This is a genomic window from Mesorhizobium sp. LHD-90 (genome assembly GCF_030929505.1).
Lineage (GTDB): Bacteria > Pseudomonadota > Alphaproteobacteria > Rhizobiales > Rhizobiaceae > Kumtagia.
The window spans coordinates 233,079-253,043 of record NZ_JAVFVV010000003.1 but is presented as its reverse complement, the minus strand read 5'-3'; the positions used below and the strand labels follow the sequence as shown (position 1 = coordinate 253,043).

17 protein-coding genes are annotated in these 19,965 nt (G+C 64.7%); 8 read left to right on the top strand and 9 right to left on the bottom strand.

What is annotated here, in order from left to right:
* Positions 1–28: 28 nt before the first annotated feature.
* The 4 genes from RB623_RS05250 to RB623_RS05235 all read right to left on the bottom strand — a co-directional run bounded on the left by RB623_RS05250 (position 29) and on the right by RB623_RS05235 (position 3,042).
* Complete coding sequence (locus RB623_RS05250; RefSeq protein WP_308055711.1) at positions 29–922, bottom strand: transglycosylase SLT domain-containing protein; 894 nt, start codon at positions 920–922, stop codon at positions 29–31.
* Positions 923–1,106: 184 nt separating this feature from the next.
* A complete protein-coding gene (locus tag RB623_RS05245) occupies positions 1,107–1,871 on the bottom strand; it encodes an N-acetylmuramoyl-L-alanine amidase (protein WP_308055710.1) in 765 nt (254 codons plus the stop codon).
* Positions 1,868–2,587 (bottom strand): DnaJ family molecular chaperone, encoded by a 720-nt coding sequence (locus RB623_RS05240; RefSeq protein ID WP_308055709.1) that lies wholly within the window; start codon positions 2,585–2,587, stop codon positions 1,868–1,870. Before RB623_RS05240 ends, RB623_RS05245 begins: the two co-directional genes overlap by 4 nt.
* Positions 2,588–2,838: 251 nt before the next feature.
* Positions 2,839–3,042, bottom strand: coding sequence for a hypothetical protein (locus RB623_RS05235; protein ID WP_308055708.1), 204 nt, complete (start codon positions 3,040–3,042; stop codon positions 2,839–2,841).
* 291 nt (positions 3,043–3,333) lie between these two features.
* Here RB623_RS05235 and RB623_RS05230 point away from each other — a divergent pair, with 291 nt between their 5' ends.
* Positions 3,334–3,579, top strand: a complete 246-nt coding sequence (locus RB623_RS05230) for a hypothetical protein (protein ID WP_308055707.1) — start codon at positions 3,334–3,336, stop codon at positions 3,577–3,579.
* 148 nt (positions 3,580–3,727) lie between these two features.
* Positions 3,728–7,528 carry a hydantoinase B/oxoprolinase family protein gene (locus tag RB623_RS05225; RefSeq protein ID WP_308055706.1) on the top strand — a complete coding sequence of 1,267 codons (3,801 nt, stop codon included), beginning with the start codon at positions 3,728–3,730 and terminating at the stop codon, positions 7,526–7,528.
* Between the two features lie 9 nt (positions 7,529–7,537).
* Here RB623_RS05225 and RB623_RS05220 read toward each other — a convergent pair whose 3' ends face one another.
* Positions 7,538–7,927 carry a cupin domain-containing protein gene (locus RB623_RS05220; protein WP_308055705.1) on the bottom strand — a complete coding sequence of 130 codons (390 nt, stop codon included), beginning with the start codon at positions 7,925–7,927 and terminating at the stop codon, positions 7,538–7,540.
* A gap of 167 nt (positions 7,928–8,094) precedes the next feature.
* On the opposite strand from RB623_RS05220, the gene RB623_RS05215 reads away from it, so the two are divergent.
* Positions 8,095–9,339: a DUF3419 family protein gene (locus tag RB623_RS05215; RefSeq protein WP_308055704.1), complete on the top strand. Its 1,245-nt coding sequence runs from the start codon at positions 8,095–8,097 to the stop codon at positions 9,337–9,339.
* The gene (locus RB623_RS05210) at positions 9,336–9,989 is read left to right on the top strand and encodes a class I SAM-dependent methyltransferase (protein WP_308055703.1); all 654 of its coding nucleotides are present in this window, start codon (positions 9,336–9,338) and stop codon (positions 9,987–9,989) included. The genes RB623_RS05215 and RB623_RS05210 overlap by 4 nt, the downstream gene beginning before the upstream one ends.
* Positions 9,990–10,161: 172 nt before the next feature.
* On the opposite strand, the gene RB623_RS05205 is transcribed toward RB623_RS05210, so the two are convergent.
* Both RB623_RS05205 and RB623_RS05200 read right to left on the bottom strand, forming a co-directional pair.
* The gene (locus tag RB623_RS05205) at positions 10,162–10,551 is read right to left on the bottom strand and encodes a tautomerase family protein (protein ID WP_308055702.1); all 390 of its coding nucleotides are present in this window, start codon (positions 10,549–10,551) and stop codon (positions 10,162–10,164) included.
* Between the two features lie 15 nt (positions 10,552–10,566).
* Positions 10,567–11,946, bottom strand: coding sequence for a serine hydrolase (locus RB623_RS05200; protein ID WP_308055701.1), 1,380 nt, complete (start codon positions 11,944–11,946; stop codon positions 10,567–10,569).
* A 201-nt stretch (positions 11,947–12,147) separates the two neighbouring features.
* On the opposite strand from RB623_RS05200, the gene RB623_RS05195 reads away from it, so the two are divergent.
* The 4 genes from RB623_RS05195 to RB623_RS05180 all read left to right on the top strand — a co-directional run bounded on the left by RB623_RS05195 (position 12,148) and on the right by RB623_RS05180 (position 17,089).
* Positions 12,148–12,966, top strand: coding sequence for a GH25 family lysozyme (locus tag RB623_RS05195; RefSeq protein ID WP_308055700.1), 819 nt, complete (start codon positions 12,148–12,150; stop codon positions 12,964–12,966).
* Positions 12,967–13,064: 98 nt separating this feature from the next.
* Positions 13,065–14,285, top strand: a complete 1,221-nt coding sequence (locus tag RB623_RS05190; RefSeq protein ID WP_308055699.1) for a lytic murein transglycosylase — start codon at positions 13,065–13,067, stop codon at positions 14,283–14,285.
* Between the two features lie 177 nt (positions 14,286–14,462).
* The gene (locus tag RB623_RS05185) at positions 14,463–15,905 is read left to right on the top strand and encodes an amidohydrolase family protein (RefSeq protein WP_308055698.1); all 1,443 of its coding nucleotides are present in this window, start codon (positions 14,463–14,465) and stop codon (positions 15,903–15,905) included.
* Between the two features lie 131 nt (positions 15,906–16,036).
* Complete coding sequence (locus RB623_RS05180) at positions 16,037–17,089, top strand: AI-2E family transporter (protein WP_308055697.1); 1,053 nt, start codon at positions 16,037–16,039, stop codon at positions 17,087–17,089.
* Positions 17,090–17,184: 95 nt separating this feature from the next.
* Here the strand turns inward: RB623_RS05180 and RB623_RS05175 are convergent, their stop codons facing one another.
* Together RB623_RS05175 and glsA are read right to left on the bottom strand one after the other, a co-directional pair.
* Complete coding sequence (locus RB623_RS05175; RefSeq protein ID WP_308055696.1) at positions 17,185–18,798, bottom strand: MFS transporter; 1,614 nt, start codon at positions 18,796–18,798, stop codon at positions 17,185–17,187.
* A gap of 48 nt (positions 18,799–18,846) precedes the next feature.
* Positions 18,847–19,848, bottom strand: a complete 1,002-nt coding sequence (glsA, locus tag RB623_RS05170) for a glutaminase A (protein WP_308055695.1) — start codon at positions 19,846–19,848, stop codon at positions 18,847–18,849.
* Positions 19,849–19,965: the final 117 nt, after the last annotated feature.

Genomic DNA, 19,965 nt, shown 5'->3' with positions numbered 1-19,965 from the left:
GCGCGCAGGCGCTGCCGTTGCGGCCCGATCAGTTCGACAGGAACCGCAGCACCTTGCCGCAATAGGCCCGCGACACCGGGTTCATGCGCGTGGCGCCATGCCCGGCATTATATTTCAGGATTGTGCCGCAGGTGGTGCCGCCGCCGAGCTGATGTGCCCCGGCCAGGTATTTCATGCCCCAGCGGATGTTGGTCTCGGGATTGTAAAGAGCCGACACCGACCCGCTGTAGCCCAGGCCGCGCGCCGTGGCCGGCATGATCTGCATCAGCCCGACCTCGCCGGAAGAACCTGTCGCGTTCGGCCGGTAGCTGCTTTCGACGCTGATCACCGCGTGGGCAAGCGAAACCGGCACGCCATATTCCGCGGCATAGCGGGCAATCACCGCATGATAGGGTCCGGATCCGTCAACCGCCTTCGACGCGAGCGCGTCCAACTTCACCGGATAACCCGAAGCTTTCGCCTCGACAGTGGTTTCCACCACGGTCGTGACCGTCGATTTCGCCTTCCCGCGGCTCGCTTTGGCCGTTCTGACGCTCCGCTTCGACGTCTTGACATCGAGCTTCGCCGTCTTGCGTTTCACCTTCGGCCTCTGGCCGACCTTCTCGGTCGCCTTGGCGTGCGCCTTTGCAGCCTTGCCTGTAGCAGCCGTCTTCTCCGTCCGTGCCTCGGCGTTACGGGTGGTGAACAGCGGCGTGCGCACGATGACGGGTTTTTCCGCCGAAGCCTTGGAAAGAGTGGCTGCCTTCGTCTTGGAGGCAAGTTTTCGCGCCGCCTTCGAGCGCGGCTTCGCCTTCTCCGTCGAGACCGCTTTCTGCGTGGAGAACAGCGGGGTACGCGGGATGGTGGGGGATTCGGCCGCACTGGCGGCAAAAGTGGTCAGGCCGGCGGCGAGAGCCACCGTCAACACGATCGTCTTGTTCATCAGGTCCTGTTTTATAAGTGCCGGCAAGGATGCGCGGTCGGTTCTGTCGTAGGCGCGTGGGAGCCGCGCCGGCGGGAGGCCCAGCCGTTTGATCGCCAATTTTGGGGTGAAAAGGGCACCGCCAATCACATTGTGTTACGAATTGTTACAGAGGCCTGGCACGGGACCGGCTGCTTCCGCAGCGTCAATCCTGCGATTGGGGGAGTGCGGCGAGCAGCCCGCGCAGCGTTTCCAGCGTTGCGCGGTCGGCGGCGCCGTCGACCTTTCCCGGGCGGAAATGGCGTTGGAACGCCGCGACCACCGTGGCGGTCGCGGCATCGTAGCGGCCGCTGACGTCGATGCCGTAGCCGTAGCCGGAAAGCGCGGATTGCAGCCGCTCCACCGCTTCGCCCACATCGCCCACGCACAGCACCGGCCCGCGGCGATGCCGCGCGGGGCGGACGTAGTGCCCCACCCCGGCACGGGCGAGCGCGCGCCATGGAAACTTTTCGCCGGGATCGATCTTTCGTCCCGGCGCCACGTCGGAATGGCCCAGCACCATCTCGGGCAGGATCCGATGCCGTGCGACGATGCCTTGGCACAGTGCGATCACAGAGGCGATCTGCCGCGGCGGGAAACTCCGATAACCGAGTTGATGTCCGGGATTGACGACCTCGATGCCGATCGACTGCGAATTGATGTCGGCTACGCCGCGCCAAGAACTCTTTCCGGCGTGCCAAGCCCGGTCGACTTCGCGTACCATCTGCACGATCCGCCCGTTCTCATGGACGAGGTAGTGCGAAGACACCTCGCTCTCGGGATTGCACAACCAGTCCTCGGCCTCCGGCCCGGTCGTCATGCCGGTATAATGCAGCACGACGATCTCCGGGGTGAGTCCGTCGCGTCGCTCTCCGAAATTCGGCGAAGGCCGGACGTCCGCCCCCGGCTGGTCCGCCGCGAAAACGCTCATAGGCTGCGCATGCCGCGTTCGATCATCTCGTAGGCCCCGTTGATGGCCGCGAGCCGTGTCGTCGCGATGGCGATGAATTCGGCAGGCAGGCCGCGCGCGATCAACCTGTCTGGATGGTTGTCGGCGACCAGTTTCCGGTAGCGCCGCTTGATCTCCTCGAAGGGGCGGCCGCGTTCGACCCCGAGCACGGCATAAGGGTCGGCGTCGTCGACATCGATGTGCCGCGCCAGGATCGTGCGATAGTGTTCATCGCTGATCTCGAATATCTCGGCGACCCGGCGCAGGTAGAGCCCTTCCCGCTCGTGCAGCAGCCCGTCAGCCTTGGCGATATGGAACAATCCGTCGAGTATGTCCTCCAGCATGCCGCAGTTCGGCCTGCCCGAGCCGCACAACCCAGCCATCTTTTCCGCGTAGGCCTCGAATCCGGCTACGGTGCCCTGCGCCAGATCGTAAAGCCGCGCCACGTTGCGGGCTTCGTCAGCCGGCACGGAGAAGATTTGCTGGAAGGCGCGAACTTCGTCCTGGGTGACGATGCCATCGGCCTTCGCCATCTTGGCGGAAAGCGCGATCATGGCGATCGAGAAGGCGACGCGGCGCCGCAGTTCGGGATCGCCCGAGAATACCGTGCGCACCGCCTCGGCAAGGTCGGCCGCACCGGCACCGACCGAGGCGCCGGCCCTGATGACGAATTCTCCGATGCGGGCCCAGATCGACATGCCGCTTCATAGCCAAGCCGCCACCACTTGGCGAGGCGCAATCGGCAGTAGGGCAAAGCGCTAACTCGCAGAGCTGTCAACGGAACGTTGCGACCGCGTTGTTAAGGCAGATGCCGGGAGCAGATCACCCTACTGCCCTACTGCCCTACTGCCCTACTGCCCTACTGCCCTACTGCCCTACTGCCCTACTGCCCTACTTGAAAGAGAAAGGCCCGGAAATCCGGGCCTTCCGACGTGGCTTGCTGCCGCCCCTACTGCGCGGGCGCCGGCTCGGTCGGAGCTGGCTTTGCCGGATCGCTGGCCGGCGGCGGCGAAGCTTCCGGCGTGGCGGGCTGCGTGCCCTGGTCGGCAGGAGGCGTCGTGCTCTGGGTCGTCGTATTGTCCGAGCTGTCGCTGCACGCGGCTGCGCCCAGCAGGGCGAGCGCCGACACGGAACCCAGGATGAACTTCTTCATGGCAGTCTTCCTCTCTCTTCGACGTTGCACTACGTCGCCTGAGAAATGCTGAAACGGCCCATACGTTTCTTCACGCTTGGCGACGGGCTGCAACATTTCGCGATGAACATACGGGAGGCGTCCCGCCCTGCCTTCTCCGGCGTTCGCTCGCCTGCTGATTGCAGTTCGCAAAAAGCGCGCTTGTGTTCGCGGCGCCGCGGTTCTAGAAAGGCCACCTTTCGTTACATTTCTTCCGCACGGTTTCGGTCAATGAGGGCCGATGCTTTGACAACACTTGGAGGGTAACAAGTTATGTGGATTAAACTAACGCGAAACGACCTCGAACCGGTTCTGGTCGATGTCGATCGTCTCACGCATGTCGGCCCGCGCACGGGCGGCGGATCGACGCTCTATTTCGCCGACGAAGCCGATAAGAAAGGCGATGCGAAACAGAAGGTGCTGGCGGTTCGCGATTCGGTTGCCGAAATCTACAATCTGATCAAGGCTGCCGACGGCGGCGTACCGATCCCGGCTTCCAAGTCGCGGACGGCAAAGTAAGCCCCTCCACACTGCCGACCGATCTTTTCGCCCGCGTGCTCCCAAGCGCGGGCGAAATTGTTTTTGAGCGCCGGCCGCACACGGGCAGCGCGGTGACCGCTCCAAAACTTTCCGCTATCACTCGGGCGCAACCCGGACGGAGCGGACCGTGAACGGCAAGTGGGATTTCTGGATCGATCGCGGCGGCACTTTTACCGACGTGATCGGCCGTGCGCCCGACGGCTCTCTGCATCCCGCAAAACTGCTTTCCGAAAATCCCGAGGCCTATCGCGACGCCGCCATCCAGGGCATCCGCGACCTTCTCGGCGTCGACCGCGACGCCGCCGTCCCGCCCGGCCTGATCGGCGAGATCAAGATGGGCACGACCGTCGCCACCAACGCGCTGCTGGAGCGCAAAGGCGACCGCGTCCTGCTGCTCATCACCAAAGGTTTTCGCGACGCCCTGCGCATCGCCTACCAGGCGCGGCCCGACATCTTCGCCAAGGAGATCATCCTCCCCGAGCAGCTCTATGAGCGTGTCGTCGAAGTGGACGAACGCGTGCGCGCCGACGGCTGCGTCGAAAGGCTCCTCGATCTCTCCAGCGTCATCCCGGCCATCGAACAGGGCAAGGCCGACGGAATCGATGCCGTGGCCATCGTCTTCATGCATGCCTGGAAATATCCGGAACACGAGCGCGCGGTGGCAAGACTCTGCCGCGGGGCCGGATTTTCCCAGGTCTCCGCCAGCCACGAGGTATCGCCGCTGGTGAAACTGGTCGGCCGCGGCGACACCACGGTTGTCGACGCGTATCTGTCGCCGATTCTGGCGAGGTATGTGCGGCGGGTGGCGGAGGAGTTGGGCGCTACGCCGAAGCTGCCAATCTCCCCCCAAGCGGGGGAGATGTCCGGCAGGACAGAGGGGCGCGCTGTCCTGCCAACATCTCAGCCTTTTTCGGAAGCAGATGGAGACGGTTCGCGCTCTACGTTGCCCCCCTCTGCCCTGCCGGGCATCTCCCCCGCTTGGGGGGAGATCCGCCAATCGTCATCCCCCCGCCTGATGTTCATGATGTCCTCCGGCGGCCTCACCGCCGCCGAAAAATTCCAGGGCAAGGACGCCATCCTTTCCGGCCCCGCGGGCGGCGTGGTCGGCATGGTGGAAACGGCGAAATCCGCCGGTTTCGAAAAAGTCATCGGCTTCGACATGGGCGGCACGTCAACCGACGTCGCCCACTACTACGGCGACTACGAGCGCGCCTTCGACACCGAGGTCGCCGGCGTGCGCATCCGCGCGCCGATGATGCGCATCCACACCGTGGCGGCCGGCGGCGGCTCCGTCCTGCACTTCGAGGCCGGCCGTTTTCGCGCCGGCCCGGATTCGGCCGGCGCCAATCCCGGTCCCTTGAGCTACCGGCGCGGCGGACCGCTTACCGTCACCGACGCCAACATCATGCTGGGCAAGCTGCAGCCGGATTTCTTCCCGGCGATCTTCGGCCCCGGCCAGGACCAGCCGCTCGACCGCGATGCGGTGCGGGAAAAATTCGCCGCACTCGCCGACGAGGTCGGCAACGGCCGCGCGCCCGAAGCCGTGGCGGAAGGCTTCGTCACCATCGCCGTCGAGAACATGGCCAACGCCATCAAGAAGATCTCCGTGCAGCGCGGCTACGACGTCACCGAGTACCTGCTCAACTGTTTTGGCGGCGCCGGCGGCCAGCACGCCTGCCTGGTCGCCGACGCGCTCGGAATGGAAGCGGTGCTCATCCACCCGTTCTCCGGCCTGCTTTCGGCCTATGGCATCGGGCTCGCCTCGGTCTTCGCCTCGCGCCAGCAGGGGCTTTTGAAGCCACTCGACGAAGCCTCGCACGAGGCGATCGACGTCTTGATCGAGACGCTGAAAGCCGGCGTGCTGGCCGAACTCGCCGACCAGGGCATCCAATCGCGGAACGCCGCCTGCCGCCCGGTGCTGCATATCCGCTACGACGGAACCGATACCGCTTTGCCCGTCCCCTTCCAGGCCGGTTCACTCGATCAGGCGAAAGCCGATTTCGAGCGCGCCCACAAGGCGCAGTTCGGCTTCGTCTACGAAGCGAAGCCGATGATCGTCGAGGCGGTCGCCGTCGAGGGCAGTGACAACCGCGGCACGGCCGGCGCCGAAGTGGAATCAACATTGCAGGAAACGGATGCAAATCCTTCCGAACGCAGGGCGATTTTCGTCGACAGCGGCTGGCAGGACGCAGGCATTTTCCGGCGCCAATCCCTGCGCCCCGGCAACCGTGTCGCCGGCCCGGCGCTGATCATCGAGCCTCACCAGACCATCGTCGTCGAGCCCGGATGGCGCGCCGAGATCACCGCGAAAAACCACGTATTGATGCGCCGTGTCGAGAAGAAACGCCGGCAGGCGGCGATCGGCACCGAGGCCGATCCGGTGATGCTGGAGGTCTTCAACAACCTGTTCATGTCGATCGCCGAGCAGATGGGCGTGACGCTGCAGAACACCGCCTATTCGGTCAACATCAAGGAGCGCCTGGATTTTTCCTGCGCCGTCTTCGATCACACCGGCGCACTGGTCGCCAACGCCCCTCACATGCCGGTGCATCTGGGCTCGATGGACCGATCGGTGGAAACCATCATTCGGCTCAACGAAGGCGACGTACATCCGGGCGACGTGTTCGCGCTCAACGCGCCCTACAATGGCGGCACGCATCTGCCGGACATCACGGTGGTCACGCCGGTGTTTGAGGAGAAGATTGGCCAATCGCCAAAAATCCTCTTCTGGGTCGCCGCGCGCGGCCATCATGCCGATGTCGGCGGCACGGCGCCCGGTTCGATGACGCCGCTCGCAACGACGGTCGACGAGGAAGGCGTGCTCTTCGACAATTTCCGCATCGTCGCTCAAGGAAGATTCCGCGAGGCCGAACTCCACCGCCTGCTCACCGACCACCCCTACCCCGCTCGCAACCCGCACCAGAACATCGCCGACCTCAAGGCACAGATCGCCGCCAACGAAAAGGGCGTCGCCGAACTACGCAAGATGGTCACGCATTTCGAGCTGGATGTCGTCGAGGCTTATATGGGCCATGTCCAGGACAACGCCGCCGAAAGCGTGCGCCGCGTGCTGGAGCGCCTGCCCGACACGTCCGAATACGAATATCCGACCGACACCGGCCAGGTGATCAAGGTGAAGATCACCGTCGACCGCCAAAAACGCGAGGCAACGGTCGACTTCAGCGGCACCTCGCCGGTGATGAAAAACAATTTCAACGCCCCCGAGCCGGTCGCACGCGCCGCCGTGCTCTACGCTTTTCGCGTGATGGTCGAAGACAGCATCCCGATGAATGCCGGCTGCTTGAGGCCGATCAACATAATCATCCCCGACGGCTGCATGCTGAAGCCGTCCTATCCGGCCGCGGTCGTCGCCGGCAATGTCGAGACCTCGCAGCATGTCACCAACGCGCTGTTCGGCGCCATGGGCGCGCTCGCCAACGCGCAGGGCACCATGAACAACCTCACCTTCGGCAACGACTGCTACCAGTATTACGAGACCATCTGTTCCGGCTCGCCGGCCGGCCGCATGAATGACGGGCGCGGTTTTTCCGGCACATCGGGCGTCCATACCCACATGACCAATTCGCGCCTCACCGACCCCGAAGTGCTGGAACTGCGTTTCCCGGTGCTGCTGGAAGATTTCCACATCCGCGAAGGCTCGGGCGGCAAGGGTCTTTGGAACGCCGGCGACGGCACAAAACGAACCATCCGCTTCCTGGAAAGCATGGAGTGCGCCATCCTCTCCTCGCACCGCAACCGCCCGCCGCGCGGGATCGATGGCGGCGGCGACGGCGAGGTCGGCAGCACTCAGGTCCGCCGGTTGGATGGCATGCTCGAAACCCTGAAGGCCTGCGACCAGACCGTATTGGAGCCCGGCGAGGCGGTGATTGTCACCACGCCGACATCGGGCGGGTTTGGCGCGCGATAAGCCGCGCACCTATTCCAGGTTGGTCTGGATCCACTTTGGCGACAGGTGGATGTCGAGCGTCTGCAGCCGCCCCGGACCGAGATTGACGAAGCGATGCGGTAGCGCGGCGGGGCCGAGCACGACGTCGCCCGCTTCCGCGTCGATCACCTGGTCGCCGACGAAGAACCGCGCGCGGCCCTGCTGGACCACGAAGACCTCGTCATAAGGATGAACATGCAGCATCGGGCCGGTGCCGGGCTCGTCGTTGCCGTAGGTCAGCACCGTGACCCCGGTGGGCAGCGTTTCGCCATTGACTGAACCGCGATAGGGACCGTCGGCCGCGCCGTCGAAGAGCCGCGCCTTCGCCGGCAAGCGGCCGTCCGGGACGACGGTTGAGGGGTCGAAATCACGTCGGGCCATAGGCGTCTCCAATCCGAGGCCGCAGAATGGTCGAGGCGCACGGTGGGTGCAAGCCGCCCACCGTCGCCTCCTGACAGCCGTCACATGCCCGTCATCCCGGCGTCACCCGTCCGTCACGCCGCCGCGCTACCGGCTTGCGGACCATTTCCACGGGATTCGCGCCGCTCATGACCGAAACCTCCGCCGCCCCGCTTCTGCGTGGAAATGCTCGCCTCAAGCAGGCGGTCTACCAGCACAAGGCTCTGTCGAAAGCCGGCTTTTCCGAGCGGCTGTTCACGCTTTTGTTCTCCGGCCTCGTCTACCCGCAGATCTGGGAAGACCCCACCGTCGACATTGAGGCCATGCAGCTCGCCGAGGGCCACCGCGTGATCACCATCGCTTCCGGCGGCTGCAACGTGCTTGCCTATCTCACCCGCTCGCCGGCGGCGATCGACGCCGTCGACCTGAATTCCGCGCATGTCGCGCTCAACCGTCTGAAACTCGCCGCGCTGAAACACCTGCCCGGCCAGCGCGATTTCTTCCGCTTCTTCGGCGAGGCGGGCAACCGCAGCAACAGTGAGGCCTACGACCGTTTCATCGCCCCCCATCTCGACGAGACCTCCCGGCGCTATTGGGAAAAGCGGCGATTGCTCGGCCGCCGCATCGGCGTGTTCGAGCGCGATTTCTACCGCACCGGCCTGCTCGGCTGGTTCATCGCCGCCGGTCATCTCGCCGCCCGCGCCCACGGCGTCGACCCGCGCAGGCTGACCGACGCCTGCAGTATTGAGGAGCAGCGCCGCTTCTTCGACGAGCAACTCGCCCCGGTCTTCAACAAGCCAGTCCTTCGCTGGGCGACGGCGCAGAAGGCCTCGCTGTTCGGGCTCGGCATCCCGCCGGCGCAATATGATTCGCTGGTCACCTCCGGCGACGGCACCATGGCGAGCGTCTTGCGCGCCCGGCTGGAAAAGCTCGCCTGTGACTTCCCGCTCTCCGACAATTATTTCGCCTGGCAGGCTTTTGCCCGCCGTTATCCGCGCGAAGGCGAGGCGGCGCTGCCCGCCTACCTCGCCCGCGAGAATTTTCCGAAAATCCGCGCCAATGCCGACCGCGTCACGGTCCATCACGCCAACATCGGCGAGATTCTCGGGCTCAAGCCGGCCATGTCGGTCGACCGCTACATCCTGCTCGACGCGCAGGACTGGATGACCGACGCCCAGCTCAACGCGCTCTGGAGCGAGATCACCCGCACTGCCGCGCCCGGCGCGCGCGTCATCTTCCGCACGGCGGCCGAACCCAGCCTGCTGCCCGGCCGCGTCTCCAACGTGCTGCTCGACCAGTGGCGCTACGCGGAAGAAGAATCGCGAAAATATTCGGCGCGCGACCGCTCGGCCATCTATGGCGGCTTCCACCTCTACTTGCTGAAAGACCGATGAGCGCAGCCTCGCATCACGCGGCGCTGATGGACCGCAACTACCGGTTCCAGCGCCACATCTACGATCTTACCCGCAAATATTACCTGCTCGGGCGCGACCAGATGATCGCCGGGCTCGACGTGCCGGACGGCGGCTCGGTCTTGGAACTCGGCTGCGGCACCGGCCGCAATCTGATCCTCGCCGGCCGCCGCTATCCGAAGGCAAGACTCTTCGGCCTCGACATTTCCGCAGCCATGCTCGAAACTGCCGCCGCCAATCTGGCCAGGGAAGGCATCGCCGGCCGCACCAGACTGGCGCGCGGCGACGCGACCTCCTTCGATCCGGCAAGACTGTTCGGCGAGGAAAAATTCGACCGCGTCTTCATTTCCTATGCGCTGTCGATGATCCCCGGCTGGGAAGGCGCCATCGCCGCCGCGCTCCGCGCCCTGTCGCCGGCGGGCTCGCTGCACATCGTCGATTTCGGCCAGCAACAACGCCTGCCGCGCTGGTTTCACGGCGCGCTGCACGCCTGGCTCGCCAAATACCACGTCACCCCGCGCGCCACGCTCGACGCAGAATTGCACCGGCAAGCCACAGAGCATGGCCGCCCCTTGCAGTTCGACCGGCTTTATCGCGATTACGCGTGGCTGGCGGTGGTGGGACCGATATGAAAGCGGCCGGCTTAGAGCCCGTCTCAAAACACGTCAGGGCGAGGCGAAAATGCGGATTTCGAGAACCGGAGCGCAGCGTACATGCAGGTACGTGAGCACCGGAAGCGCAGAAACTCGCATTTGCAGCCCGCCCTCATGTGTTTCGAGACGGGCTCTTGCTGCCCAGTTCCGGTCAGTCGTCCTTGATGTAAGAAGCAAGCCCATTGCCGAACGACCAGTCGTCGCGGTCGTTCGGCGACAAGACGACCTGGACATCCTCTTGCCGCAAGCCAGGATCGGCCCCGAGATTTCGCGCGATCGTTTTGTAAAGTGCCTGCTTGGCTTGGGTATCGCGCCATTTGCCGGCGGTGATGTGGACGAAGACGACGTTGTCGGTGCGGTGAACGCCGAGATAATCCGCATCGTAGACGAATTCATCGGGCTCATGCTGATGCACGAACTGAAAGCGGTCGGCCACCGGGACACCATAGGTTTCTACGAGGGCGCTATGCACACCGTCGAGGATGGCGCGGATGTAAGCCGGCGGTTTGCCGCGTAGAAGCGAGAGATGGACGAGAGGCATCGGTGCCTTCCTTTCTTACTGCAAAGCTTTCACCACCGCCGCCACCATCTTCTGCGGCCGGTATCCCAGCTTGTCCGGGGTCAGCCCCATACGCACCACCACCAGCTTTCGCGACGGGATGACCGTGACCGTCTGCCCGTCATGGCCGTTGATCCAGAAAGCGTCGTCCGGAATGCCCAGCGCCGCATCCTCGGCCCGCGTCCCGTCCGGCCCGCGCAGCCATAACTGTCCCCGCCCGTAGGCGCCCGACGAGGCAGGCGCGGGCTGCCGCATCCATGCTACAAAACCCTCGGGCAGGATCGCCTCCCCCTTCCACACGCCGTCCTGCAGCAAAAACTGGCCGAAGCGCGCCCAGTCGCGCGCCGTTGCGTAGAGATAGGACGAGCCGACAAACGTGCCCGCCGCATCCGTCTCCAGCACCGCGCTGTCCATGCCGAGCGGCCCGAACAGTTTTGCGCGCGGCCAGGCCAGCGCGGTATCGCCACCGCCAAGCGCATGCTGCCACACCCGCGAAAGCAGCAGCGTCGTACCGCTCGAATAGCTGAAGTCGCTGCCCACCGGATGCGCCAGCGGCTTTGCCGCCGCGAAACCCGCCATGTCCGGTTCGAGGAACAGCATGCGGGTGACGTCGGTCACGTCGCCGTAATCCTCGTTGAACTCCAGCCCGCTCGACATGCCCATCAGGTCTACGACGGAAATCTCCGCTCGCCCGTCGGCCTGCCAGTCGCCAAACAGCCGCCTGTCATCGACCGTCATCTTGCCGTCCTTGACCAGCGTGCCGATGATGGCCGCCGTCACCGTCTTGGTCATCGACCAGCCGAGCAGCGGCGTATCCGCCGAAAACCCATCCCCATAGCGCTCCACGACGATGCGGCCGTCCTTGACGACGACCACCGCCCGCATGCCGGGTCCGGTCATGGCCGGGTCGTCGAGGATCGCATCTATCTCCGCATCGGGCGCGGCTTCGACCGTATTGCCCTGCGGCCACAGTCCGGACGCGTCGGCGGCCCGCACGATAGGTTCCGTCGGCGCCTGCTCCAGCCGGTCGGCCGCAAAACCCTCCGGCAGGACGGTGCAGCCGAGCCCGTCGCGCGCGACCGCCCTGCGTGCGCCGAAGAAACCGAGCAGCCCGGCGCTCACCGTCTTATGGTCGCGGTCGACGGAGACGCGCATGATTTGCAGCAGCGGATGCCCCGGTGCCTGCACGTCGTCGGCCAGCACCTGCGCCGCGTCGCGCCCGGCGAGGAACACGTTGGAGCAGACGATCTTCGCGCTGTATCCGGCGCCGACGCGGATCAGTTCCGGCGGCGCGACATGGAGCCAGCCGATCAGCGTGCCGACGACAATTACCAGCAAAATGGCCAGTCCCTTGGCCAACCGCCTTGTACGCCGCATGCGCTGCCCTCTTTTGTCCTTCAAATTGCCTGAATTCACCGTGCAGTTCACGGTTGATGTCGCGGAAGGTCAACCGAATATCAACCATGTTCGGTCATGACAGTTAGCAGTTGATGACCGTCCGGACGCTGGAGGCCCGCATCTTGGGCGGCCGCCGAGCGCGACGAAGACCAGCCGGGGGGACCGGCGCGAAGGAGACCCATGCGCCGACTGGCGGCTCTTGCCCTAGCTTCGCTGCTCGCGGCCTGCAGCACGAGCGATCTCGGCCTGGAATCCGCCGCCTCGGCCCTGCCGCCGTCCGGCGCCAAGGCAAGCGCCAACGTATCGCTGCTCAACCCGCGCTTCGGCGACAACGATCCGCACGACTGGACGGCGCGCTCGCCCTTTTCCTACGCCGTGCACGGCACGGACGTTTCAAAATACCAGAGGTCGATCGACTGGCCGAAAGCCAGGGATGCCGGCATCTCCTTCGCCTTCATCAAGGCGACCGAGGGCGGCGACCGCGTCGACGACAAGTTTTCGGAGCACTGGCGCAACGCTCGGGCGGTCGGCATCCCGCGCGGCGCCTATCATTTCTACTATTTCTGCCGGCCCGCCGCCGAGCAGGCGCGCTGGTACATCGCCAACGTTCCGCGCGAGCGCGGCGCGCTGCCGCCCGTTCTCGACATGGAATGGAACCCGCAATCGCCCACCTGCAAGCTGCGGCCCGCCGCCGCCACGGTGCGCAGCGAGATGCGCATCTTCCTGCAGATGGTCGAAAAACACTACGGCAAGAAGCCGATCATCTACACCTCGATCGACTTCTTCGATGACAACCAATTGGCGAGCTTCACCGACTATCCCTACTGGCTGCGTTCCGTCGCCGACCATCCGAACGACCGCTACGGCGCGCACCCCTTCACCTTCTGGCAGTACACCGGCACCGGCGTCGTGCCCGGCATCAGGGGCAATGCCGACATCAACGTCTTCAACGGCAGCCACGCCGCGTGGCGCAAATGGGTGGCCGCGAACACGCATTAGTGTACAGATCAAGTTCGACTTGCCGCGCTGCCCGCTTTTCGCCATGAGATTTGTGCAGGGGACGCCGAGTTCTCCAATTTGATCAGGATGCGCCCGGAATGCGGATTTCCGTAACTGCCCTTCTTTTCGCTGCCCTCGCCGCGGCTACCACCGCCGAGGCGCAGACACAGGCTCCCGCTGCGGCCGAGCCCTTGCAGGCTGCGGCTCCCGAATGCGGCATCGACTTCGAGACCTGGCGCAAGGGCGTGACCGACGAGGCGCGCGCCGCCGGCGTCGGCGAAATGGGCCTGGCCGCGCTTGCCGCCGCAGATATCGACACCCGCGTGCTGGCGCGCGACCGCGCCCAGGGCGTTTTCGGCCAGACATTCATCGAATTCTCCTCGCGCATGATCTCCGACTACCGGCTGAAGCAGGGCGCGGCCAACTTGAAGAAATACGCCGACGCCTTCACCCGCGCCGAGCAGGAATACGGGGTCCCCGGCCCGGTCATCGCTGCCTTCTGGGCGCTGGAGACGGATTTCGGCGCTGTGCAGGGCGATTTCGATACGTTGAACGCGCTGGTCACGCTTGCCCATGACTGCCGCCGGCCGCAGCTTTTCCGGCCGCAAGTCGTGCCGCTGCTCACGCTGATCGACCGCGGCATCCTGCCCGCCGACGTCAAGGGCGCCTGGGCGGGCGAGATCGGCCAGACCCAGATCCTGCCGACCGACTATCTCTTGCGCGGCATCGACGGCGACGGCGACGGCAAGGTGGATCTGCGGACCAGCGCGCCCGACGTCATCATGACCACCGCCAACAAGATCCAGCATCGCGGCTGGAAGCGCGGCGAGCCGTGGCTGGTCGAAATCAGCGTGCCGGACGAGATGCCGTGGGACCAGACCGGCCGCACCAACAAGCTGCCGGTCGCGAAATGGACCGAATGGGGCGTCACCAACCGCGACGGCTCGCCGCTGCTCGACCACGGGCTCAACGCCGGCGTCGTGCTGCCGATGGGCCGCAAGGGGCCTGCCTTCCTCAGTTACGACAATTACGACATCTACCTCCAGTGGAACCAGTCGGCGACCTATACGCTGACCGCCGCCGTGCTCGCCACGCGCCTTGCCGGCGCCCCGCCCTACGACAAGCGCAGCCCCGAACCCGGCCTCAATGGCGAGGCGATGAAGCAGTTGCAGCAGAAACTCGCCGACAAGGGTTACGACGTCGGCGGCATCGACGGCATTCTGGGCGTCAACACCCGCGAGGCGGTGCGTCAGGAGCAGATGAAGGCCGGCCTGCCCGTCGACGGGTGGCCGACGCAGGCGCTGCTCGGCATGATATGAAGCCGCCGCCCTTCTGCTCGCCGGTAGTTTCGGTGCCTTGAGGTCGTCTCGCGGAGGGTCTTTGTGCGGCCCCGTCACCGGTCCCGCGACAGACAGATGGGACAATCGCAGGTAGATTCCCCGCGAACTGGTGCTATCCTGATTCTGTTCACAGCAGCACACAGCCGGAGAGATTCCATGATGCGGCTCGGCGAGAAGTATCAGCACCTTGTCCACGGCGCCGGTTGCGGCTGTCTGAATCCGGTCGTTCAGCAGGCGACACGCCGTCTGGAATCGTTTTCGCGGCGAAGCTTCCTCGCCGGTGTGGGAGCAGCAGCAATCGCCGGGACGATGCCGGGGGCCGCTTTTGCCCAGGCGCCGGGACCGGCCCCCAAAATACTCTTCAGCAAGGCCCGCCTGTTCGACGGCAAGTCCGATACGTTGCAGGACGGCGTTCAGATCCTGGTCGAAGGCAACAGGATCGCCTCGATCGACACGGCAAACAGCGCCCCGCCGTCCGACGCGACCGTCATCGACTGCGGCGACCGCGTCCTCATGCCGGGCCTGATCGATGCGCACTGGCACGCGGTGTTCGCCGCGGTTCCCTTGCCCCTTCTGATGGCGGGCGATCCCGGCATCATCTTTGCCGCATCGACCGCCGAGGCCGAGAATACCCTGATGCGCGGTTTCACCACCATTCGCGATCTGGGCGGTCCCGTCTTCTCGTTCAAGCAGGCGATCGACAGCGGCATCATACCCGGTCCGCGCATCTTTCCGTCAGGAGCGATGATCACGACCTCCGGAGGACACGGCGATCTACGGCTGCCAAACGAAATCCCGCGCAGTGAAGGCCGACTGAGCAAAGGCGAACTGCTTGGGGGCGCGGCGATCGTCGACGATGTCGGCAGCCTGCAGCTTCGCGTGCGCGAACAGCTTCTGCAAGGCGCCTCCCAGATCAAGATCATGGCTGGCGGAGGCGTCTCCTCTCCCCGCAGCCCTCTCGACATGACCGCGTTCAGCGAGGAGGAACTGCGCGTGGCGGTCAATGTGGCCCGGGATTGGAACACCTACGTCACCGTCCATGCCTACGCTCCAAACACCGTCCAGCGAACCCTGGCGGCCGGGGTGGCCTGCGTCGAGCATGCGCATCTGATGGACGAAGAGACCGCAAGGATGATCGCCGACAAGGGCGTCTGGCTCAGTATGCAGCCCTTCCTGACGATGGATGACGCCGCCTCGCAGACCGGGCCGGGCGCCGAAAGGGTCCAGCAGCTTTTCGCCGGCACGCCAAGGGTTTACGAATTCGCCAAGAAGTACGGCATCAAGACCGCGTGGGGCTCCGACGTCCTGTTCTCGCCTGAACTGACGCCGCGCCAGAACATCATGCTGACCCATCTCAGCAACTGGTACACGAACGCCGAAGCGCTACGCATGGCGACATCGGTCAATGCGGAATTGCTTGCGCTCTCCAATCTCCGCAATCCCTATCCCGGCAAGCTGGGGGTGATCGAACAGGGTGCATTCGCGGACCTGCTGGTCCTGAACGGCAACCCGCTCGACAACATCCGGCTGGTCGAGGACCCCGAAAAGAACCTGGCCGTCATCATGAAGGACGGCAGGGTCCACAAAAACACGCTGTGACGGCTGGCTAGCGCGCCCCCGGCGCAACCGCGCGGACAGGTCTGTTGCCCGGGTATCGGGCATCTGTCATGCCTGTGCGGACACCGCTCTGGCCTTCCGATAGGCGAATACCGTTCTGAGAGGTAAGGTGCATGCCTGCTGCGAGGCACGAGATCGTCCAGGCCGCCCAGATTCTGATCGCGGTCCTTCTCCTCGTCGCGGTGCTCTCGGTTGCAAGTTCCGTCTTTGCGCCATTTGCCTTCGCGCTCTTCGTCATCGCGCTTGTGTGGCCGATGCAGCGCCGGCTGCAAGCTACGCTCCCTCGCTACCTGGCGCTGGTCGTCAGCTTTCTCATCGTCGCGCTCGCCTTTCTGGCTTTCGTCTGGCTCATGGCCTGGGCGTTCGGCCAGGTCGGCCGGTTTATCATCGCGGATGCGGCGCGCCTTCAGCAGATCTATGAAGGCGCCCGCCTCTGGCTCGAAGACCGTGGCATCGCGGTTGCCGGGCTTTGGTCGGAGAATTTCAGCGTCGGTTGGATCTTGCGCAGGGTACAGGCCATAACCGGCCGCCTCAACAGCACTTTCAGCTTCTGGCTGATCGCCCTGGTCTATGTCCTGCTGGGCCTGCTCGAAGTGGAGGACTTCGAGCGCAGGATCAAGACATTGCGGAACCGGACTGCCGCTGCGGTGCTTCTTCAAGGCTGCCGGCAGACGGCTGCGAAGATACGCCGCTACATGGTGATCAGGACGGCGATGAGCGTGGTCACCGGACTTCTTGTCTGGATGTTTGCCCGTGCCATCGGACTACCCCTTGCCGAGGAATGGGGCTTCATTGCTTTCGCCCTCAACTACATCCCATTTTTGGGACCGCTTGTGGCCACAATGTTTCCGACACTGTTTGCCCTGATCCAGTTCGACACCTGGCAGTCGGTATTTGCGGTATTCGTGTGCCTCAATCTCATCCAGTTTGTCGTGGGCAGCTATGTCGAGCCGCGCGTCTCGGGCAGCACGCTGTCGATATCGCCCGCGCTGGTCCTGTTTTCCGTTTTCCTGTGGGGTTATCTCTGGGGGATTTTCGGCGCTTTCATCGGCGTACCGATCACCATCGCCGTCCTGACCTTCTGCGGACAGCACCCATCCAGCCGCTGGATCGCGGAGCTTTTTGGCTCGGTGCCGGAAAACCAGGATGCCACCGGAACTGCTTGAGCGGGCCGGCACCGGATCCGCATCCGGTTTGACGCAGGCCGTGCAGAAAGAACGCGCGGCCCGATTGGCCGCGGCGTCATTTCAGCGCGAACTGTTCAGGGCTCGGGTATTTCCCCCGGCCGATAATTGGGCAGCCGGCCGGCCGGCACTATCGCCAGAAGAGCAAGCCCAGCCATGATCAGGAAGCCGATCTTCAGCGCCAGCAGCCTGGCCTCCGTGTTAATGCGGATCGCCTCTGCCTTCTGTTCGGGTGTGGCGGTCGTGGCCGCGACTACGGCTTCAAGCCGTTCGTTGCTCACAAATGTGATGCTGTCGAGATTGACCTCTGATTGAATATCGATCGGCAAGGTCGGGTTCTCGGCAAGCTGGCGCATCACCGCCGAACTCAGCAGGCCCACGAGCAGCGCCCCGGCAACGGCCGTACCCACGGCGGCCGCGAGATTGTTCGTCGTGCCGCGCAGCGAACCGACGTCTCCGGCGAGTTCCTTGGGCGAGGCCGTGACCAGCACGTTGAACAGCAGCGTCACCAGCGATCCCTGGCCGATGCCGAACAGGATCAGGCCGAAGAGCACGGGGATCGAGCTCCAGTCGTTGCGCACCACGAAGGCCAGCCAGATCAGCGCCACGGCGCACAGCGCGAACCCGAAGCGCCCGATCTGCCGCGGCGTGAACCGCCCGTAGAAGCGCACGATCAGCATGGCCGCGAAAAAAACCGTCAGGTTGAACGGCAGCATGGCGACGGCGGTCGCCAGGGGCGAACGGCCCTGGACGATCTGGATATAGAGAGGCACCGAAAAATTGAGTGCCGCCTCCAGCGCCACGACGGAGAACATCGCGTAGACGGCCGCGCGTTCCTGGGGGGAATCCAGCACTTCCAGCGGCAACAGCGGCGTCTGGCCGGCTGCCTCGCGGCGTCGCGTCCACGACAGGAATCCCTGGCCGAGCACGATACCGGCAACGATCATGATCGGCGCCGGCGACAGGCCGAGCAGATTGAAAGGCGCCGTCGGCCGCGCCAACGCGAGTCCCCAGCCGTTCAGATTGTTGAAGCCGAAGCTGATGAGGATGATCGCGGATGCCGCGAGCAGCACGCCGACAAAGTCGATCCGCACGTCGGGACGTCCCTGATCGGGCTTGAGCCGGAAGCTCAGCAGCAGCACGAGTGCCGAGACGACGATCAGGATTCCGAAGACCGGCCGCCAGCCGATATAGGTGCCGAGCACGCCGCCGATCAGGAACGCCAGCACGCCGGCGCCCGCCCGGGCCGACCCCAGCGTGCCCAAGGCAGTCGCCTGCTGGGTTCCGTGGTAATTTTCGGCGATCAGCGCCACCAGCGCGGGAACGATGACGGCTCCCGCCGCCCCGGACAGCGCCTGCGCGGTGATCATCGCAGTGGCGTTCGGGCTGAAGGTCATGAGCACCTGCGCCAGGCCGAACACGATGACGGCCAGACGGAACACATGCAGCGCGCCGAACCGCTGGACGAGTTTTGCGCCCAGCATGACGAAACCCGCGACGATCATGGAATAGGCGACGATGCCGGTTGCAACCGTCGTCGGCGGCACGCCGAAACTGTTCACCATGCCGCCCAGCGCAACCGGCAGGGACGCCACGTTGAACGACATGATCGCCTGGCCGAATGCGATCGCGATCATCGGGATCCACGACGCTCGCTCTTCCACGTGGTTCTGGTGGGTGGTCGCGGCCATGGATAGTCTCCCTCAAATGTGATCGAACCAGGCTCGAACGGTCGGCCCCTATCCGCCCGGCGACGACATCAGCAGGTCGAGCCCCAGGCGCTGCGACAGGAACTGCGCCACCAATTGCCCTTTGACGCTGTTTCCCGCCTCGTCGAGCGGCGGCGCGAACGTGCCGAGACCGCCCTTGCCGGGCGAGACGGTGACAATTCCGCCGCCGATGCCGCTCTTGCCGGGAAGCCCGATCTCGTAGAGCCAGTCGCCGGACGTTTCATACAAGCCGGCGGTGAGCATCACCGCCAGCGCATAGTGACAGACGTCAGGTTTGACCACCTGCTCCCGCGTGACGGGATTGAAGCCGCCATGCGCCAGCGTCGCACCCATTATGGCAAGGTCTTTGGCGCTCACATTTAGCGAGCACTGCCGTGTATAGAGTTCCGTGGCCTCGGACGGGTCGCAATATATGCGGCCCACGCTTTCGAGCATCCAGGCGATGCTTCGATTGCGGAAATTCGTGGCCGTCGCAGAAGCATAGACCTCGTCGTTCAGCGCCAGTTGCCTGCCGGCGAAACGGGACAAGCCCTCAAGGATGAAACGCCACTTCGCCTCTTCATTCTCGCCTGGCACCAGGCTGGTCGTGGCGATGGCGCCGGCATTGACCATCGGGTTGGTGCGTCCATCGGAATTGCGCTCGACGCCGGTGAGGGAGTTGAACGCGTAGCCCGTCGCGTTCACGCCGAGCCGCTCGCGTGCACCCGTTGCGCCGATCACATCGCAGATCAGCGCGAAGATGAACGGCTTCGATACGCTCATGATGGTGAATTCGTGTTCCGCGTCGCCGACGGAAAAGATGCGGCCGTCCGCACCCGCCACACAGATGCCGAACAGGCTGCTCGGAACCCGGGCCAGAGCCGGATAGACTTGGGAGGTCTGCCCGAGTCCCACGGACCCGAACCGTTCGTGGGCTTCCGTCACCAGCCTTGCGACACGATCGGATGCAGGAAGGCTGCCGGTCGAGACATACGAGCTTTCGGGATCGAACAGGGGGTCCGGCAGATCCACGCGCTTCTCCTCTTCCTGGTATTGCCGCGGATGCGGCCCAGCCCTTGGAAGATTTCTACCCTTGGGTGCAGGCTAGTTCATCGAATCGATATCCGCAACGGGTACTCGACCGGAGAG

What these genes read in the sequence shown, in the direction of transcription:
- RB623_RS05250 (WP_308055711.1), bottom strand. Translation starts at nt 922, where the DNA reads ATGAACAAGACGATCGTGTTGACGGTGGCTCTCGCCGCCGGCCTGACC.
- RB623_RS05245 (WP_308055710.1), bottom strand. Translation starts at nt 1,871, where the DNA reads ATGAGCGTTTTCGCGGCGGACCAGCCGGGGGCGGACGTCCGGCCTTCG.
- RB623_RS05240 (WP_308055709.1), bottom strand. Translation starts at nt 2,587, where the DNA reads ATGTCGATCTGGGCCCGCATCGGAGAATTCGTCATCAGGGCCGGCGCC.
- RB623_RS05235 (WP_308055708.1), bottom strand. Translation starts at nt 3,042, where the DNA reads ATGAAGAAGTTCATCCTGGGTTCCGTGTCGGCGCTCGCCCTGCTGGGC.
- RB623_RS05230 (WP_308055707.1), top strand. Translation starts at nt 3,334, where the DNA reads ATGTGGATTAAACTAACGCGAAACGACCTCGAACCGGTTCTGGTCGAT.
- RB623_RS05220 (WP_308055705.1), bottom strand. Translation starts at nt 7,927, where the DNA reads ATGGCCCGACGTGATTTCGACCCCTCAACCGTCGTCCCGGACGGCCGC.
- RB623_RS05215 (WP_308055704.1), top strand. Translation starts at nt 8,095, where the DNA reads ATGACCGAAACCTCCGCCGCCCCGCTTCTGCGTGGAAATGCTCGCCTC.
- RB623_RS05210 (WP_308055703.1), top strand. Translation starts at nt 9,336, where the DNA reads ATGAGCGCAGCCTCGCATCACGCGGCGCTGATGGACCGCAACTACCGG.
- RB623_RS05205 (WP_308055702.1), bottom strand. Translation starts at nt 10,551, where the DNA reads ATGCCTCTCGTCCATCTCTCGCTTCTACGCGGCAAACCGCCGGCTTAC.
- RB623_RS05200 (WP_308055701.1), bottom strand. Translation starts at nt 11,946, where the DNA reads ATGCGGCGTACAAGGCGGTTGGCCAAGGGACTGGCCATTTTGCTGGTA.
- RB623_RS05195 (WP_308055700.1), top strand. Translation starts at nt 12,148, where the DNA reads ATGCGCCGACTGGCGGCTCTTGCCCTAGCTTCGCTGCTCGCGGCCTGC.
- RB623_RS05190 (WP_308055699.1), top strand. Translation starts at nt 13,065, where the DNA reads ATGCGGATTTCCGTAACTGCCCTTCTTTTCGCTGCCCTCGCCGCGGCT.
- RB623_RS05185 (WP_308055698.1), top strand. Translation starts at nt 14,463, where the DNA reads ATGATGCGGCTCGGCGAGAAGTATCAGCACCTTGTCCACGGCGCCGGT.
- RB623_RS05180 (WP_308055697.1), top strand. Translation starts at nt 16,037, where the DNA reads ATGCCTGCTGCGAGGCACGAGATCGTCCAGGCCGCCCAGATTCTGATC.
- RB623_RS05175 (WP_308055696.1), bottom strand. Translation starts at nt 18,798, where the DNA reads ATGGCCGCGACCACCCACCAGAACCACGTGGAAGAGCGAGCGTCGTGG.